Genomic DNA, 15,743 nt, shown 5'->3' on the forward strand with positions numbered 1-15,743 from the left:
GTTTTCAATGGCAGATGCTGACGATTCACTGGCGCTGCGCGCCGCCTGGCTTCACTTTGTGGGCGGCATGACCCAGTCAGCCGTCGCCAAGCGCCTCGGCCTGCCTTCGGTGAAGGCGCATCGCCTGATTGCCAAGGCCGTCGCCGATGGTGCGGTGAAGGTAAGTATCGACGGTGACATTACCGAATGCATCGACCTCGAAAACCGCCTCGCCGACATGTACGGCCTCGATTATTGCGAGGTTGCGCCCGACATTGGCGAGGAAGGCCTGCCGCTGATGGTCCTCGGCCATGCCGGGGCGGATTTTCTGCGCCGCGAGATCGAGCACGGCGATCACGAAGTCATCGGCATCGGCCATGGGCGCACGCTTTCTGCCGCCGTCAGCTATATGCCGCGTGTCGCGGCCAGCAATGTACGTTTCGTATCCCTGCTGGGCGGCCTGACGCGCAATTTCGCCGCCAACCCGCATGATGTGATGCACCGCATCGCGGAAAAGACGGGGATGCCCGCTTATGTGATGCCGGTTCCCTTTTTCGCCAACACGGCGGAAGACCGTGAAGTGCTGCTCGCCCAGCGCGGCGTCACCACGGTTTTCGACATGGGTTGCCGCGCCGAACTGAAGATCGTGGGCATCGGCACGGTGGATGCGCAGGCGCAGCTCGTCACATCCGGCATGATAGAATTGAGCGAAGTTGAGGAGATTGCGAACCTCGGCGGCGTCGGCGAAATGCTCGGCCATTTCTTCGATGCAAACGGCCAGCGCCTCGAAACCGCGCTCACCGCCCGCACCATCGCCGCCTCGGTGGAAAACGCTGATATGAGCCGAATCATCGGGCTGGCCGGCGGAATTTCCAAGGCTGACGCCATTCGCGCCGTGCTGAAAAGCGGCCGGCTTTACGGCCTCATCACCGATGAGCGCACCGCAAGGGCTCTTATCCGACAGCCAGATGGAAAATAACAAAATCACATTTTTCTCGTGGATTTTTTTGTGATTTTGTGATCTAACTTCATGCGATAAATGTTCCGCCAATGAGATCGGAAACAGCGTGAAGCGCGACGACAGACGACAGGCGATCATAAACCTTCTCATCGAAAATCAGGCCGTCGACCTCGACGATCTGGCGGACCGGTTTGCTGTTTCCAAGATGACGATCCACCGCGATCTGGATTCGCTGGAACATTCCGGCGTGCTGCGCAAGGTGCGCGGCGGCGCGACCATCGATACCGGCACCCAGTTCGAGAGCGATTTTCGTTTCCGCGAGCGGCAGGACGGCGAAGCCAAGCAGAAGATGGCCCGCGCCGCGCTGGAACTGGTGGAACCCGGCATGACCGTGATGGTCAATGACGGCTCCATGGCAGCTGTCCTCGGCGGCATGTTGCTGGAAAAGCGCCCATTGACCGTCATCACCAACAATGCCGTCATCGTCGATGAGCTGAAGGGCGAGAACGGGATCAATCTGATCGCGCTCGGCGGAACCTATTCAGCCAAGTTCAACGCCTTTTTCGGCATACTGACGGAAGAAGCGCTGTCGCATTTGAGTGCCGACATCGCTTTCGTTTCGTCGCCCGCCGTCAACGGGCAGCTTGTCTATCACATGGATGAAAACGTGGTGCGCACCAAGCGCGCCATGACGGCGTCCGCGGCCCGCACCTGCCTTCTGGTCAATCACCAGCGGTTCGGGCGCCCTGCCCTCCACGTCATGGCAAATCTCTCCGATTTTGACGCGATCATCACCGATTCATCACCCGGCGCCGCCATACTGGACGAACTCGAGCAGGCCGGGATCAGACTGACAATAGCAGCAGACTAGGAACAGTTACGCATGAGCAGATTCTGGGTTGGAACGAGTTGGAAAATGAACAAGACGCTGGCCGAGGCCCGCGCCTTTGCCGAAGCGCTGAAGGCTGCCGATGGCGGTCGTTCCGCCGATATCCAGCGCTTTGTCATTCCACCGTTCACCGCCGTTCGCGAAGTGAAGGAAATCCTGTCGGGGACCTCCGTCAAGGTCGGCGCGCAGAACATGCACTGGGCCGATCAGGGCGCATGGACCGGCGAAATTTCACCGCTGATGCTGAAAGATTGCAATCTCGACATCGTTGAGCTTGGCCATTCGGAGCGCCGCGAGCATTTCGGCGAGACCAACGAAACGGTTGGCCTCAAGGTCGAAGCCGCCGTGCGCCACGGCCTGATCCCCCTCATCTGCATCGGCGAAACGCTGGAAGACCGCGAAAGCGGACGCGCGGCTGAAGTGCTGGAAGAAGAAGTGCGCGGCGCTCTTTCCCGGCTTTCCGACGACCAGAAACAGGCTGAAATCCTGTTCGCCTATGAGCCCGTATGGGCCATCGGCGAGAACGGCATTCCCGCTTCCGCCGATTATGCCGACGCGCGGCAGGCCGAAATCATCGCGGTTGCCGAAAGTGTGCTCGGACGCCGCGTGCCTTGCCTCTATGGCGGCTCGGTCAATCCCGGCAATTGCGAAGAACTCATCGCCTGCCCGCATATCGACGGCCTGTTCATCGGCCGCTCGGCGTGGAACGTGGAAGGCTATCTCGACATTTTGGACAAGTGCGCCAGAAAGATTCAATCCAATTAAAGGAGCAATCCCATGAAAGTAGCAGTAGCAGGCGACAGCGCCGGCGAAGGTCTGGCCAAGGTTCTCGCCGACTATCTGAAGGACCGTTTCGAGGTTTCGGAAATCTCGCGCACGGATGCTGGCGCGGATGCATTCTACGCCAACCTTTCCGACCGCGTGGCTTCCGCAGTTCTCGACGGCACCTATGACCGCGCCATCCTCGTTTGCGGCACCGGCATCGGCGTGTGCATCGCAGCCAACAAGGTTCCGGGCATTCGCGCCGCGCTCACGCACGACACCTATTCGGCAGAACGCGCAGCGCTTTCCAACAACGCCCAGATCATCACCATGGGCGCCCGCGTCATCGGCTCGGAAGTGGCCAAGACGATTGCCGACGCCTTCCTCGCACAGACCTTCGACGAAAACGGCCGTTCGGCTGGCAACGTCAACGCGATCAACGAAGTCGACGCGAAATACAACAAGGGCTGATCGCCCTTATTTGACGTCCCGGCCCGAAACGCTTCCGCTTTTCGGGCCGGTGGCGAAACCGGTTCAGCTTTCCGGAATGACGGCAGCAAAGTCCATTGCACCGTGAAGGATGTGGACGACAATCACCTGCTCACCATCAAGGCGATAAAAGATCAGATAATTGCCGTGAACCTTTCGGCGTATGCCCTGCTTTTCATATCGGGGCACCTTGGGAAAAGCCTTTGGAGAGGCGGCAATCGCCAGGCATTCCCGTTCCATTTCATCGATAAAGGATAAAGCTCTGAGCGGATTGTCCCTCGCGATATAATCGCCTATCCGCAGGAGGTCATTCGTCGCTTCGTCCGTGAAATGGACCTTCATTCGGTCGTGTCCGGCAACATTGCCTGATAGCGTTTACGCAAGGCCCCGAAAACGTCCTCCGCGCCGGCTGTCCGGCTTGCATCAGCGTCGGCGACCCCGCGCATGATGGAGGCGTCGAGCGCAGCAAGACGGGTTTCCCGCTCCTGAACGAGGCGCACGCCCTCACGCAGAACCTCACTTTTCGAGCCGTATCGTCCCGTATCGACAAGGTCCTGTACGTAGCTTTCAAGCTGCTTGCCAAGTTCTGCACTGATCATCTGTCCTGCCTCCATCGCTCTGCGATAGTGACAAGATAGATTTCTTATCAATTATTATCAAGACCCTCGACCGTGCAAACAAAAAGCGGAGGATTTCCCCTCCGCTTTTCATTTAGCTTATAGCAAGGCGCTAAGATGCTAACGCATCACGCCCTGAAGATGCTCAATCGCCGCACGGGCTTAACCAAGTCTCAGCAAGACTTGGTTAAACAGCAGAACTTAGCTGAACTTCGGGTCCAGCGAACCATCGCGATAACGCTTTGCCATGTCGGAAAGCGGGATCGGACGGATTGAGGCGGCATGACCGGCAGTGCCGAACTGCTCGAAACGCTCCTTGCAGAGCTTGGTCATGGCAGCCATTGCCGGCTTCAGGTACTTGCGCGGATCGAACTCGCTCGGGTCTTCCTGCAGGACGCGGCGGATCTGGCCGGTCAGCGCCATGCGGTTGTCCGTATCGATGTTGATCTTGCGCACGCCATGCTTGATGCCGCGCTGGATTTCCTCGACCGGAACACCCCAGGTCGGCTTCATCTGGCCGCCATATTTGTTGATGATTTCCTGCAATTCTTCCGGCACGGAAGACGAGCCGTGCATGACGAGGTGCGTGTTCGGCAGCTTGCGGTGGATTTCCTCGATCACATGCATGGCGAGCACGGAACCGTCCGGCTTGCGGCTGAACTTGTAGGCGCCATGCGAGGTGCCCATGGCGATCGCCAGTGCATCGACCTTGGTTTCGCGCACGAACTTCACGGCTTCGTCCGGATCGGTCAGAAGCTGGTCGTGCGACAGCACGCCTTCCGCGCCGTGGCCGTCTTCGGCATCGCCCATGCCGGTTTCGAGCGAACCGAGAACGCCGAGTTCACCTTCCACCGAGATGCCGCCCAGATGCGACATCTCGCTGACCTGACGCGTGACCGAAACGTTATAGTCCCAGTCGGCCGGGGTCTTGCCGTCGGCTTTCAGCGAACCGTCCATCATGACGGAGGTGAAGCCTGCCTGAATGGCGGTCATGCAGGTTGCGGCTTCATTGCCATGGTCGAGGTGGACGCAGACCGGGATATGCGGATAGATTTCCGTCACCGCGTCCATCATGTGGCGAAGCATGATGTCGTTGGCATAGGCACGCGCGCCGCGCGAAGCCTGCAGGATCACCGGCGCATCGACGGCATCCGCCGCTTCCATGATGGCCAGAGCCTGTTCCATGTTGTTGATGTTGAATGCCGGGACGCCGTAACCCTTTTCAGCGGCGTGATCGAGCAATTGCCGCAGCGTAATGCGCGCCATTTCTAGCCTCCTAGAGCGCATCCCGAAAAGTGTGAAACGGTTTTCGGAACAGGATGCGCGTTGCAAAACAATTGGATGGAGCATTTGCAATGCTCCAGGCGATGTCAGGTCAGGTTATTTCGCGAAGTACTCGCCGAGGATGTCCACCTCTTCGGCAACGCCGAACACCAGCGCACTGCGCTCGTGATAGGTTTGCGGGACGATATCGAGAATGGATCTCGAACCGTCGGTCGCCTTGCCTCCCGCCTCACGGGCGAGGAAAGCAATCGGATTGGCTTCGTAGACGAGCCGCAGGCGGCCCTTCTCGTAGCCGGGGCGGCTGTCGTTCACGTAGAAGAACAGCCCGCCGCGCTGCAGGATGCGGTGCATGTCGCCCACCGCAGCACCAAGCCAGCGCATGTTGAAGTTACGCCCGCGCGGACCGTCCTTGCCGTTATAGGCATCATCCACATAGGCTTTCATGCCAGCCGAAAGGTGGCGATAAACGGATGCGTTGAACGCCAGATCGGAGGTGCGCTCGGGCAACGTCACATTGCGGCGCGTGATATGGAAAATCCCGCTCACCGGATCGAAGGTCGCGAAGATCACGCCTTCGCCGACCGAAAAGCCGAGATCGACCGAATTGCCGTAGGACACATAACCGGCGGCGAGCTGGCGGTTGCCGGGCTGCAGGAACGGTTCTTCCACATCGGCGGGAAAGATCGAGAAGATCGTGCCAAGCGGTGCGCCGAGGCCCACATTGCCGGAACCGTCGAGCGGGTCGATGGCGACGGCGATCAGCCCATCGGCCTTGCCAGCCACCGGCAGGTCCGCTTCTTCGGAAAGAATTGAGGCCGCGCCCGCAGCAATCAGCAGCTCGACGAACAGGTCGTGCGAACCGACATCGATGCACTTCTGCTGGTCCTGATCGCTGTTGACGCCGACGAGCTTGCCCGGATCGCCGGGAAGCGAACCGCGAGCAATGCGACCGGCAAGCCGTGTCGCGCCCGCCAGAATGGCCTTGATCGCATCGGCGGTCGCAAGACGCAGACCATCCTTGCCAGCCCAGTTGTCCAGATAGGCGCCGACCGCTTCGGCTTCCACGCGCTCGCTGTCGCCCACCAGAACCAGCGGAGAAAAATTGCCAGCCATCGTCATTCGCCCTGCTCCAGCAAGAACTTGGCGCGGGCGACAATCGCCTCGGCCGTAATGCCGAATTTCTCATAAAGCACCTCGGCAGGGGCCGAAGCGCCGAAGCCGTCCATGCCGATCACATCGTCTTCGCTGTCGACATAACGTGTCCAGCCGAACTTGCCCGCAGCTTCGACAGCGATGCGCGGCGCATCGCCCAGAACACCCTTGCGGTATTCCTTGCTCTGCTTTTCGAACAGGTCCCAGCTCGGCATGGAGACGACCGCGGTTGCGATGCCTTCTTCAGCAAGCTTTTCGGCAGCCTTCACGGCGAGCGAGACTTCGGTGCCCGTGGCAAGCAATGTGATCTGGCGTTCGCCCTTCGCCTCACGCAGCACATAGGCGCCGCGTGCGGAAAGATTCTCGCCATTGTCGGTGCGCAACTGCGGCACGTTCTGGCGCGACAGGGCCAGAACCGAAGGCGTGTTCGGATCGGAAACCGCAACAGCCCAGCATTCCAGCGTTTCAATCGTATCCGCCGGGCGGAAGACATGCAGGTTCGGCATGGCGCGCAGGCTGGCCAGATGTTCGACCGGCTGGTGGGTCGGGCCGTCTTCGCCAAGACCGATGGAGTCATGCGTCAGCACATGGATGACGCGCACGCCCATCAGAGCCGAGAGCCGGATGGCGTTGCGGGCATAATCGGAGAACACCATGAAGGTGCCGCCGTAAGGAATGAAGCCGCCATGGACCGCAATGCCGTTCATGGCCGCACCCATTGCGAACTCGCGCACGCCGTAGCTCACATAGCGGCCGCTCTTTTCCGGCGTGAAGTCGCTGTCGACAGCCGGAACGCGGGTGAGGTTCGAATGGGTAAGGTCAGCCGAGCCGCCGATCATTTCCGGGAGCGCCGCCGTCAGGCTTTCAAGCGCAATCTGGCTTGCCTTGCGGGTCGCGACATTCTGCGGCTTGTCGAGAAGGCGCTGCTTTGCGTCCGCGACAACCGCAGCGAAGCCTTCCGGCAGGACACCGGCGATCCGGCGGTCGAATTCGGCACGTTCGGCTGCGGGCAGCGCATCGACGCGCTTCTGCCATGCATCGCGTTCCGACGCGCCACGGGCACCGGCTTCGCGCCAGGCATTGAGCAGGGGAGCAGGAATTTCAAAGGCTTCCGCCGTCCAGCCGAGCGCTGCCTTGGTGGCCGCATTTTCGGCGGCACCAAGCGGAGCGCCGTGAACGCCGCTCGTACCGGCGCGGTTCGGCGAACCATAGCCGATGACGGTCTTGAGCGCGATCAGCGTCGGGCGGTCGGCCTGAGCCTTGGCGCGCGTCAACGCCGCATCGATGGCGTCGTGATCGTGACCGTCGACCTTTTCGACATTCCAGCCGCACGCCTTGAACTTGGCCGGAATATCGTCGGTGAAGGCGATTTCCGTGCTGCCGTCGATGGTGATGCCGTTGTCGTCATAAAGCACGATCAGCTTGCCGAGGCGAAGATGCCCGGCGAGAGAGATCGCCTCCTGGCCCACGCCTTCCATGAGGCAGCCGTCGCCGCAGAAAACATAGGTGCGGTGATCGACTATATCCTTGCCGAACTGGTCGGCGAGCGCGCGTTCGGCGATTGCCATGCCGACGGAGCTTGCAAGGCCCTGACCGAGCGGCCCGGTGGTCAGTTCGACGCCTTCGGTATGGCCATATTCGGGGTGACCGGCGGTCTTAGAACCCCACTGGCGGAAGTTCTTCAGCTCATCGAGCGACACGTCCTTGTAGCCCGCCAGATAGAGCGCGCTGTAAAGCAGCATCGAGCCATGGCCGTTGGAAAGCACGAAGCGGTCGCGGTCGGCCCAGTTGGGGGCCGACGCGTCGAATTTCAGGTGCTTCGAGAACAGAACGGCTGCGGCGTCGGCCATGCCGAGTGGCATTCCCGGATGGCCGGAATTGGCGGCATCGACGGCATCGATCGAGAGAGCGCGAATGCAGTTGGCGAGTTGCAGCATATCTGATACGGGCGGGGCGAAATTCATCGGCGGCAACCTCCTTGCCAAATGCAAAGTCTCAGGCATTTCCGGCAAGGCGAAACCCGGGTTCCGGCACCGGCATGCGTATAAACAACAAAGCCACGGCGCATTATGCAACGCGGGCGTTACGCCGACTGGATGCAATGCGCTCGTGCTGCCCGGGTTTGCGCGGTCCCTTCAGGACCAGCCTCCCGGGCACCAATTCCGGTAACACCGTTTCAAAAGCATAACAATATGGTCATAACATTATAACGATTTAAATGTGATCTTGAGTGTGATTTTTCTTTCCACACCCCCGTTTCAGGCCCTTTGGACGGGCAGAATCGCAGGATCGGCGCCGCGACTCACCCCCGCAAAACAAAAAGACAGCCCGCGGGCGACCGCGGACTGTCATTTGAATGATCCTTGCGATGGGGCGGATTACGCGCCCGCCATGCGCTGGCGTCTCTCGCGTAACAGCATCGGACCATATTCCAGAACGTAAAGCCCGAAAGCGCCCATCCAGAGCAAGGCCGAGGCGGCGAGGATGGTGTGGAAGAAATTCGGCATGATTTCCGCCAACGGACGGATCAACGCCGCCGCGACAAGGCAGAGATAAGCGGCCTGCGTGACGGGCGATGCCGTCAGTTCGCGCCCGGTATGGCCGCGGGTGGCCCGCGTCATGACCGCCAGCATCATGCAGCCGATCGCACCCACCGTCACAACATGCAGTGCGGAATAGGGATTGAGGCGATCAATGGCCGAGAGACCGATGGCGATGAAACCGAGCGGGATGAACGCATAGGCGACATGAAGAACCAGCAGCAGCTTTTCCCGCGCCACAGACCATCCCCGCCAGCGGTAAAGCCGCACGATGTGAAACAGGGCTGCAATCCACGCCAGTACCGCCGTTATCGTCTGGTCGGGAGCGGCGATCCAGCCGATACAGGCAGCCACTCCGACGAGAATGCTGAAACCGTCATAGCGGTTGAAAGGCACCGGAAAGCGCGTCTCCCCCATCTTGTTGAGCCAATTGCGGGTGAAGCTTGGCACAATGCGCCCACCAATCACCATAACCAGCAGGACATAGGCGCTGACCCCGATGCGGTCGGCCAATGCCACGTCACCGTCGGTCAGGATCAGATAATGGAAGACGAGATTGGCAACCATCACCGTTGCCACGCCAACCAGCACCTTCAGGTTTTTCCATTGGCGCCCGGCAATGATTTCCCGCGCGCAGATGAAAAGCAGCGAGGGCAGAAACAGACTTTCGACAGCGACTGCAAAGCGCACATCGATCAGGTCAGGCTCGAGAAAGACGAGCCGTCCTGCAAGCCATACCCCGCAGAGAATGGCGAGCGGTGTGCCCGATACCGGCAGGCCGCCTGTCCAGTTCGGAATGGCGGTCAGCAGAAAGCCTGCGAGAACGGCGGAAGAAAAACCGAACACCATTTCATGGGCGTGCCAGTTCAGCCCGCCATAGGAACCGCCCAACGGCGTTCCAAGAGTGAGCGACAATATCCAGAAGAGCATGGCCAGAACGGCCCATATGGCTCCGCCCAGAAAGAATGGGCGGAAGCCATAGCTGAGGAGGACGGGACCGGTCATCTTCAGTCCGCGCGGCATACCTTTTTGATCGGATGGCATCGCAGCAGGTACTGCCTGCAGGCCTGGCTGTCTGGTCATGATGTCCTCGCCATGAAGCCGGTCAAGTCCGGCTCATCGAGTTTCGGTATTACTGGCCCCTATTACTGGCCCGCATTATTTGGCGCTGGCGATGACCTTTTCCAGCCGCTCCTGAACGACCTTCGGCTTCTTGGCCGAAACGATCTGTTCGAGATTGGCCGGGCTGTCGCCCACGGCGATCAGCGCGATCATGCCCATTGCATAATGCGGAGTGCACTTTACCAGATATGCGCCGGGTTCCGTAACCGTCAGCACATAATTCTCGTTGATCTTGCTTTTGAACTTCTCCGCGCCTTCCGGGATCATGTCCTTGATGGATTCGACATTGTGCCCCTTGTCCACCGGCACGAAGGTGATCGTGTCGCCGGGATTGGCCTTGATATAGGCGGGCTCGAAAACCATGGCGCCCTCGGCGCCCTTGTTGAGCATGTGAACTTCGATATTTTCGGCAAGGGCTGGGGCCGCCAGCACCGCAAGAATGCCTGCTGCAGCAAATTTGATTGCGAGTTTACGCATTTTCGTCCTGATCTCCATCGGGTGGGCGCAGCTGCCGTCTCGGCTTTACACGCCACACGACGGGATTTAGACCCGCCGCAGGCCATTCTCTTTGATCTGGATCAAACAGGTTGCGTTATTCATGATAATGACTCTCAGAATAAAAAGGGTTGATTTTCCGCGTCGGCCCACCGCACCATTTCGGGTGAAGCCCTTTTGCCGCAGGCCCCGGCCCGCCTCCCCGGCATGACAACCCTGCATGCATCTTGTATGCATTTCAGCGAACTTTATTCGCCCCTATCCGCACTGCCTCAAGAACCGGCAAGGAATGACAGAATGAGCGACACCATTTCGATTTCGACAGAAGAACTCGCCGGGCTTGTGCGGGAAATCCTGAACAAGGCGGGTTTCAGCGCCGACCATGCCGCAGCCATCGCCAAGACGATTGTGGCGGGCGAGCGCGACGGCTGCAAATCCCATGGTGTCTACCGCATCGAAGGCTGCCTGCGCACGCTGAAAAGCGGCAAGGTGGTCGCCGATGCTGATCCGGTCGTCGCGACCGATGACAGCGCCGTTGTTCGCGTCGACGCCAAGGGCGGCTTTGCCAATCTGGCCTTTGAACGTGGCGCCCCTGCCCTGGTCGAGAAGGCACGCAAGCTCGGCATTGCGGCGCTGGCGATCAACGATTGCACCCATTTCGCCGCCCTGTGGCCGGAAGTCGAGGCGCTTGCCGAACAGGGGCTTGCCGCAATCGCCATGTGCCCGAGCTATGCAACCGTTGCGCCAGCAGGCGGAACGAAGCCGCTTCTGGGCACCAACCCCTTCGCCTTCGGCTGGCCCCGCCCCGGCGATTATCCTTATGTGTTCGACTTTGCCACCAGCGTGGCCGCGCGCGGCGAACTGGAGCTTTATCGCCGCGCCGGAAAGCAGCTGCCCGAAGGCTGGGCCGTCGATGCGGACGGCAAGCCCACGACCGACCCGGAAGCAGCCCTTGCAGGCGCGATGCTGCCATTCGGCGAGCACAAGGGCTCGGCCATTTCCACGATGATCGAACTTCTGGCTGGTGTGATGATCGGTGACTTCACCAGTCCTGAAGCGCTCGACTTCCTTGGCACGACGACGCTTGCGCCGCGCCATGGCGAACTCATCATTGCCTTCGACCCTGCCCGCATGGCGGGCGGTCGTGGCAATCCGCAAGAGCGCGGCGAAGTCCTGATCGAAGCGATTGCCGGACAGGGCGCGCGCCTGCCGTCGCAGCGCCGCTTTGCCGCTCGCCGCGATTCACTCAGCAAGGGCATCACACTCACCGCCGCTGAAATGGCGCTGCTGGAAAAGCTCAAGGAAAAGGGTCTCGACGCAGTGTCGTGATCCCAAACAAAAAGGCGCCGGAAACCGGCGCCTTTTTGTTTTTTGAACTGATTTCAGGCAGCGTATTTCGTTGCTGCGCTGCCCTGCTTGTTCCAGTCGGCATACCAGGTCTGGAACAGCTTCAACTGGGTTTCGCAATAGCCGCGCTGGCTATCGGACAGCTTGTCCGTCTCGTTGAAATGCAGTTCATATTCCGGATTGCCGGTCAGCACCATCATGTGCTTGTAGAAGAGAACGAGGTCCGGACCTTCATCGAAGGACGACAGCACGTCGAGTGCGGCTTCCAGTTCCAGCGCCAGCTTGCGCGCTTCGACGTCGCCGGTGGCTGCGGCCTTCGACAGGGCAACCAGATGCTGCACTTCCTTCGGCAGCACATTGCCGATGCCCGTGATTGCGCCGGTTGCACCGCAATTGACGAAACCATGGAAAACGCCGGTATCGACGCCGACCATCAGGGTCACATTGTCATCGGCGCTGGTGATGTTTTCAGCGGCGTAGCGCATGGCTTCCGCGCCGCCGAATTCCTTGAAGCCGATCAGGTTCGGATGTTCCGCACGCAGCGCGAAGAACAGGTCGGCGCGGGTGGCGAAACCATAGTAAGGGCTGTTGTAGATCACGGCAGGCAGATCGGGAGCAGCCGACAGGATCGCCTTGAAATGCGCCTTCTGCGCCGAGATGGACGAGCCGCGCGACAGAACACGCGGAATGACCATCAGGCCCTTCGCGCCAACCTTCTGCGCGTGGGCAGCATGGGCGGCGGCAATCTTGGTGTTGACCGCGCCGGTGCCGACGACGACCGGCACGCCGGCCTTGGCAAGCGCTTCAACGCCAGCCATGCGTTCCTCGTCCGAAAGAAGCGGCCAGTCACCCATGGAGCCGCAATAGACAACCGCAGACATGCCCTTCGCGATCAGTTCCTTGCCTTTGCGGACCAGCGCATCGAAATCCGGCGTGCGGTCGGGCTTGCAGGGGGTCATGAGGGCCGGAATGCAGCCGGAGAAAATGTTAGAAGTCATAGCGTCTTTCCTTGGCGTTTTCCTTGGGCGCTTTCGCGCGAGCTGAACCTACAATCGCTCTGTCGAACCTTGTATTGCAATCAAATATACACTTTGTATTTTTCTTGTCGACCAAAATTTTAAATGAGGATAGGATTGCTTGACCGGTGGAACTTAAACTGCTGTTAGAATGCGGTTGTGCCGCGCCAAATACACCGTAAGAAGGCAGAAAGATCATGGACAAAGACGACGCCAACCAGACAGCCGACCGGAAGAAGGGTTCAGGTGTCAAGCTGGTTTACGACGTGCTGCGCGACGAGATCATCGATCTTTCGCTCGCGCCGGGCAGTCCCATCGATGAAAACCAACTGGCAGAACGCTTTTCCATGTCGCGCACGCCGATCCGCGAGGCTTTGGTGCGGCTTGCAAGCGACGGCTTCGTGACCACGCTCCCCAATCGTTCGACTGTCGTGTCCAATATCGACTTCCTGAGCCTGCCCGCCTTTTTCGACGCGGTGACGCTGATGTACCGCGTCACGACGCGACTTGCAGCGCGCAACCGGACCGACAAGGATCTTGAGAATATCCGCGCGCATCAGGAAGCCTTTGCCCGCGCCGTCCGCTCGCAGAACGCACTGGAAATGATCGCGACCAACCGCGATTTTCATGCGGCCATTGCCGAAGCCGGACGCAATCCCTTCTACACCACGTTCTTTTCGCGGCTTCTCGACGAAGGGCGCAGGCTCTTGCGCCTTTATTACCAGTCCTTTGCGGACCGCCTGCCGGAGCGTTACGTCACCGAGCATGAGGACATGATCCGCGCCATCGAAGAGCGCGATGTCGACACCGCCGATCTGCTCGGCAAGGCGCATGGCGACCAGATCGTCTATCAGATCCGCAAGCTGATTGCGGAAGACCGCCGCGACCAGCTGGATCTATAGAGCATCCATCGTCATACGGCTTCGGGCAATCGCCGCGCTTCCATCACGCGGTCGCACCATCCGAGCACGGCCTTGCTGTCGGGTGCCAGAAGAACGCCGCAATCCCCGGCAAAGTCGTTCCAGCCCTCGACATAGGTTTCGCGCACCACGGTCAGCACCGGAATCTGGCGCGCATAGGCCGTTTCGATGATGGAGCGGAAACCATGCCCTTCCGTCTCGCCCTTGCCGAAACGGTTGAGGATCAGCATATCCGCGCCGTCATCGAGTTCCGTCTGAAGCGCGCCTGCCACATCGGCAAGGGCCGCCGGATCGAGGCGGCAACCCTTCGACCCGGAACCGAGCGCCTGCGAAATGATCTGCGTGACGCCGGTGCCGATATGCTCGATCTCGATATCGCGGCAGCATTCCTCGCCGCCGGTTTCACGGTGCTGCAGAAAGCCGGCCACGCGCAGGCCCGCCTGTCTTGCCCGATGCGCCGCACCTGCCAGAAGCTGGTCCACCGGCACATCCTTGGCGGCGAGGATGGCCGCAAGCGTCGGTTCGTTCCTCATGCCTCGGCTCCCTCGTTCGACAACAGATCGATGCCGGTAATCTCAGCGTCGGCTGCGAGGATCGCGATATATTGCGACACCGCCTTCGACCAGGTGGAGGCTTCCAGCCAGCCCGCAATCCGGTCGGCCACATAATCGAACGGCAGTTCCTCGCCTTCGATGCGGCGGTCAAGCCGCACAATATGAAAACCGAAGCGGCTTTCAATGGGATTGGCCGTGATTTCCCCTGCCGCCATGCGCTCCAGCGCCCTTTCAAATTCAGGCACCGTGCTGCCGCGCGTGAGCTGGCCCAGATTGCCGCCTTGCGCGCCCGAAGGGCAGGACGAATATTCATGCGCGACCGAGGCGAAAGTGGCAGGCTCGGCAATCACCGCCGAAGCCAGGCGGGCAGCGGTCGCGCGGGCCTTTTCGCGGGCCTGGCTGTCGGCGGGATCGGCGGCGATCAGGATATGGCTCGCCTCCAGAATGGGCGCACTGGTGAAGCGGTGGCGGTTGTTTTCGTAGAAGCGCAAGGCTTCCTCCCGCGTGGCGGAAGGCACTTCCACCTCCCGTTCGATCACCATGCGCACCAGCGCATCCTCGTCGGTTTCGCTGCGTCCCTCGGCGTCCTTCTCGCGTTCCGGCACGATGCCCGCCTCCCTCGCCCGCTGCAAAAGCAGTTCGCGGACCGCGAGCGCCCGGGCCGCGGCAAGCAGCGCCGCGCCGGGATTGTCCGACGGATGGTTCTGCGCCTCCGTCAGGATGTCGGTTTCGTTGATCGCCACGCCATTGACGGACACCGCATCGAAAACCGGGCGCGGCTTGGGCGGCACCCGCGTATCCGGCTCCTGATAGGTGGTATAGCCGGTCGGGTGATTGTGCTGCCCGGCAGCGGGTTGTTTCCGGTCGAAAAGCGTTACCATGAGCCTTACTCCGCAGGAACGCGCATATGCGAGGGCTGAGCCGTATGGTTGCGCTCACGCACGACCTGATAGCCCGGACGCCAGATATAGCGCACCGGTGCGCTCAGCATATGCACAAGGCGCGTGAACGGGAACAGCAGGAAGATCGTCAGCCCCAGGAAGATATGCATCTTGAAGACAAACGACGCATCGGTGATGTAGCTCGATGCAGCCGGGTTGAAGGTGAAGATGCCCTGCGCCCAGTTCATGAATGTCACCATTTCGCCGCCGTCGATATGTTGCAGCGAAACCGGAATGGTGCCGAGGCCCAGCAGAAGCTGCACCCACAACAGCATGATGATCAGCGTGTCGGTCGGCCTTGAAGATGCGCGCACGCGCGGATCGAACAGGCGGCGATGCACCAGCATGCTGGCGCCGATGATTGCCATAACCCCGGCAATGCCGCCCGCCACGACGGCGAGAATCTGCTTTGCCTCATGGCTGACGCCAAGCATGTCGAACACCCAGATGGGTGTCAGCAGGCCGACGAAATGACCGGCGAAGATGAACAGCACGCCGACGTGAAACAGGACCGAACCCCACATGAGCTGCCTGCGCCGCAAAAGCTGGCTCGAGCCCGAACGCCAGGTATAGGGCTCGCGGTCGTAACGGAAGATCGAGCCGAGCACGAGCACGCTCAGCGCGATATAGGGATAGATGCCGAAAAGAAACGTATGGAGGTAAGCCATTTTCCGT

Annotated in this window: 17 protein-coding genes; 6 read left to right on the forward strand and 11 right to left on the reverse strand. The window is 60.4% G+C overall.

Features of this window, described 5'->3' with window-relative positions:
- Window positions 1-7: 7 nt before the first annotated feature.
- The 4 genes from JNC63_RS02445 to derI all read left to right on the forward strand — a co-directional run bounded on the left by JNC63_RS02445 (window position 8) and on the right by derI (window position 3,062).
- Entirely contained in the window at window positions 8-958 is a 951-nt protein-coding gene (locus JNC63_RS02445; protein ID WP_006468377.1) for a sugar-binding transcriptional regulator, read from the forward strand.
- Between the two features lie 88 nt (window positions 959-1,046).
- Complete coding sequence (locus tag JNC63_RS02450) at window positions 1,047-1,811, forward strand: DeoR/GlpR family DNA-binding transcription regulator (RefSeq protein WP_006468376.1); 765 nt, start codon at window positions 1,047-1,049, stop codon at window positions 1,809-1,811.
- 12 nt (window positions 1,812-1,823) lie between these two features.
- Complete coding sequence (locus JNC63_RS02455; RefSeq protein ID WP_006468375.1) at window positions 1,824-2,594, forward strand: triose-phosphate isomerase; 771 nt, start codon at window positions 1,824-1,826, stop codon at window positions 2,592-2,594.
- A 12-nt stretch (window positions 2,595-2,606) separates the two neighbouring features.
- Window positions 2,607-3,062 carry a D-erythrulose-4-phosphate isomerase gene (derI, locus tag JNC63_RS02460; RefSeq protein ID WP_006468374.1) on the forward strand — a complete coding sequence of 152 codons (456 nt, stop codon included), beginning with the start codon at window positions 2,607-2,609 and terminating at the stop codon, window positions 3,060-3,062.
- 63 nt (window positions 3,063-3,125) lie between these two features.
- Here the strand turns inward: derI and JNC63_RS02465 are convergent, their stop codons facing one another.
- The 7 genes from JNC63_RS02465 to JNC63_RS02495 all read right to left on the reverse strand — a co-directional run bounded on the left by JNC63_RS02465 (window position 3,126) and on the right by JNC63_RS02495 (window position 10,272).
- Complete coding sequence (locus JNC63_RS02465) at window positions 3,126-3,422, reverse strand: type II toxin-antitoxin system RelE/ParE family toxin (protein WP_006468373.1); 297 nt, start codon at window positions 3,420-3,422, stop codon at window positions 3,126-3,128.
- Window positions 3,419-3,679: a type II toxin-antitoxin system ParD family antitoxin gene (locus JNC63_RS02470; RefSeq protein ID WP_006472453.1), complete on the reverse strand. Its 261-nt coding sequence runs from the start codon at window positions 3,677-3,679 to the stop codon at window positions 3,419-3,421. The genes JNC63_RS02465 and JNC63_RS02470 overlap by 4 nt, the downstream gene beginning before the upstream one ends.
- Window positions 3,680-3,898: 219 nt before the next feature.
- Window positions 3,899-4,963 (reverse strand): class II fructose-bisphosphate aldolase, encoded by a 1,065-nt coding sequence (gene fba, locus JNC63_RS02475; RefSeq protein WP_006472452.1) that lies wholly within the window; start codon window positions 4,961-4,963, stop codon window positions 3,899-3,901.
- A gap of 114 nt (window positions 4,964-5,077) precedes the next feature.
- Window positions 5,078-6,100 carry a class 1 fructose-bisphosphatase gene (locus JNC63_RS02480; RefSeq protein WP_006468369.1) on the reverse strand — a complete coding sequence of 341 codons (1,023 nt, stop codon included), beginning with the start codon at window positions 6,098-6,100 and terminating at the stop codon, window positions 5,078-5,080.
- A complete protein-coding gene (gene tkt, locus JNC63_RS02485; RefSeq protein ID WP_025092109.1) occupies window positions 6,097-8,097 on the reverse strand; it encodes a transketolase in 2,001 nt (666 codons plus the stop codon). Before tkt ends, JNC63_RS02480 begins: the two co-directional genes overlap by 4 nt.
- A gap of 414 nt (window positions 8,098-8,511) precedes the next feature.
- Window positions 8,512-9,756, reverse strand: a complete 1,245-nt coding sequence (locus JNC63_RS02490) for an NnrS family protein (protein ID WP_006468367.1) — start codon at window positions 9,754-9,756, stop codon at window positions 8,512-8,514.
- Window positions 9,757-9,831: 75 nt separating this feature from the next.
- The gene (locus JNC63_RS02495) at window positions 9,832-10,272 is read right to left on the reverse strand and encodes a pseudoazurin (protein ID WP_006473392.1); all 441 of its coding nucleotides are present in this window, start codon (window positions 10,270-10,272) and stop codon (window positions 9,832-9,834) included.
- Between the two features lie 315 nt (window positions 10,273-10,587).
- Here JNC63_RS02495 and JNC63_RS02500 point away from each other — a divergent pair, with 315 nt between their 5' ends.
- The gene (locus JNC63_RS02500; protein WP_374846107.1) at window positions 10,588-11,619 is read left to right on the forward strand and encodes an Ldh family oxidoreductase; all 1,032 of its coding nucleotides are present in this window, start codon (window positions 10,588-10,590) and stop codon (window positions 11,617-11,619) included.
- Window positions 11,620-11,672: 53 nt separating this feature from the next.
- Here JNC63_RS02500 and JNC63_RS02505 read toward each other — a convergent pair whose 3' ends face one another.
- A complete protein-coding gene (locus tag JNC63_RS02505) occupies window positions 11,673-12,635 on the reverse strand; it encodes a dihydrodipicolinate synthase family protein (protein ID WP_006468364.1) in 963 nt (320 codons plus the stop codon).
- Between the two features lie 215 nt (window positions 12,636-12,850).
- Here JNC63_RS02505 and JNC63_RS02510 point away from each other — a divergent pair, with 215 nt between their 5' ends.
- Window positions 12,851-13,555, forward strand: a complete 705-nt coding sequence (locus tag JNC63_RS02510; RefSeq protein ID WP_006468363.1) for a GntR family transcriptional regulator — start codon at window positions 12,851-12,853, stop codon at window positions 13,553-13,555.
- Window positions 13,556-13,566: 11 nt separating this feature from the next.
- On the opposite strand, the gene JNC63_RS02515 is transcribed toward JNC63_RS02510, so the two are convergent.
- Genes JNC63_RS02515 through narI form a run of 3 tightly spaced genes read right to left on the reverse strand, consistent with a single transcriptional unit; the run spans window position 13,567 to window position 15,736 of the window.
- Window positions 13,567-14,106, reverse strand: coding sequence for a DUF2478 domain-containing protein (locus JNC63_RS02515; RefSeq protein WP_006468362.1), 540 nt, complete (start codon window positions 14,104-14,106; stop codon window positions 13,567-13,569).
- Window positions 14,103-15,008, reverse strand: coding sequence for a peptidylprolyl isomerase (locus JNC63_RS02520; protein WP_006468361.1), 906 nt, complete (start codon window positions 15,006-15,008; stop codon window positions 14,103-14,105). The genes JNC63_RS02515 and JNC63_RS02520 overlap by 4 nt, the downstream gene beginning before the upstream one ends.
- A 5-nt stretch (window positions 15,009-15,013) precedes the next feature.
- On the reverse strand, window positions 15,014-15,736 hold the full coding sequence (gene narI / locus JNC63_RS02525) for a respiratory nitrate reductase subunit gamma (protein WP_006472081.1): 723 nt from the start codon (window positions 15,734-15,736) through the stop codon (window positions 15,014-15,016).
- Window positions 15,737-15,743: the final 7 nt, after the last annotated feature.

Source organism: Brucella ciceri, from assembly GCF_041930145.1.
GTDB classification, from domain to species: Bacteria; Pseudomonadota; Alphaproteobacteria; order Rhizobiales; family Rhizobiaceae; genus Brucella; species Brucella intermedia.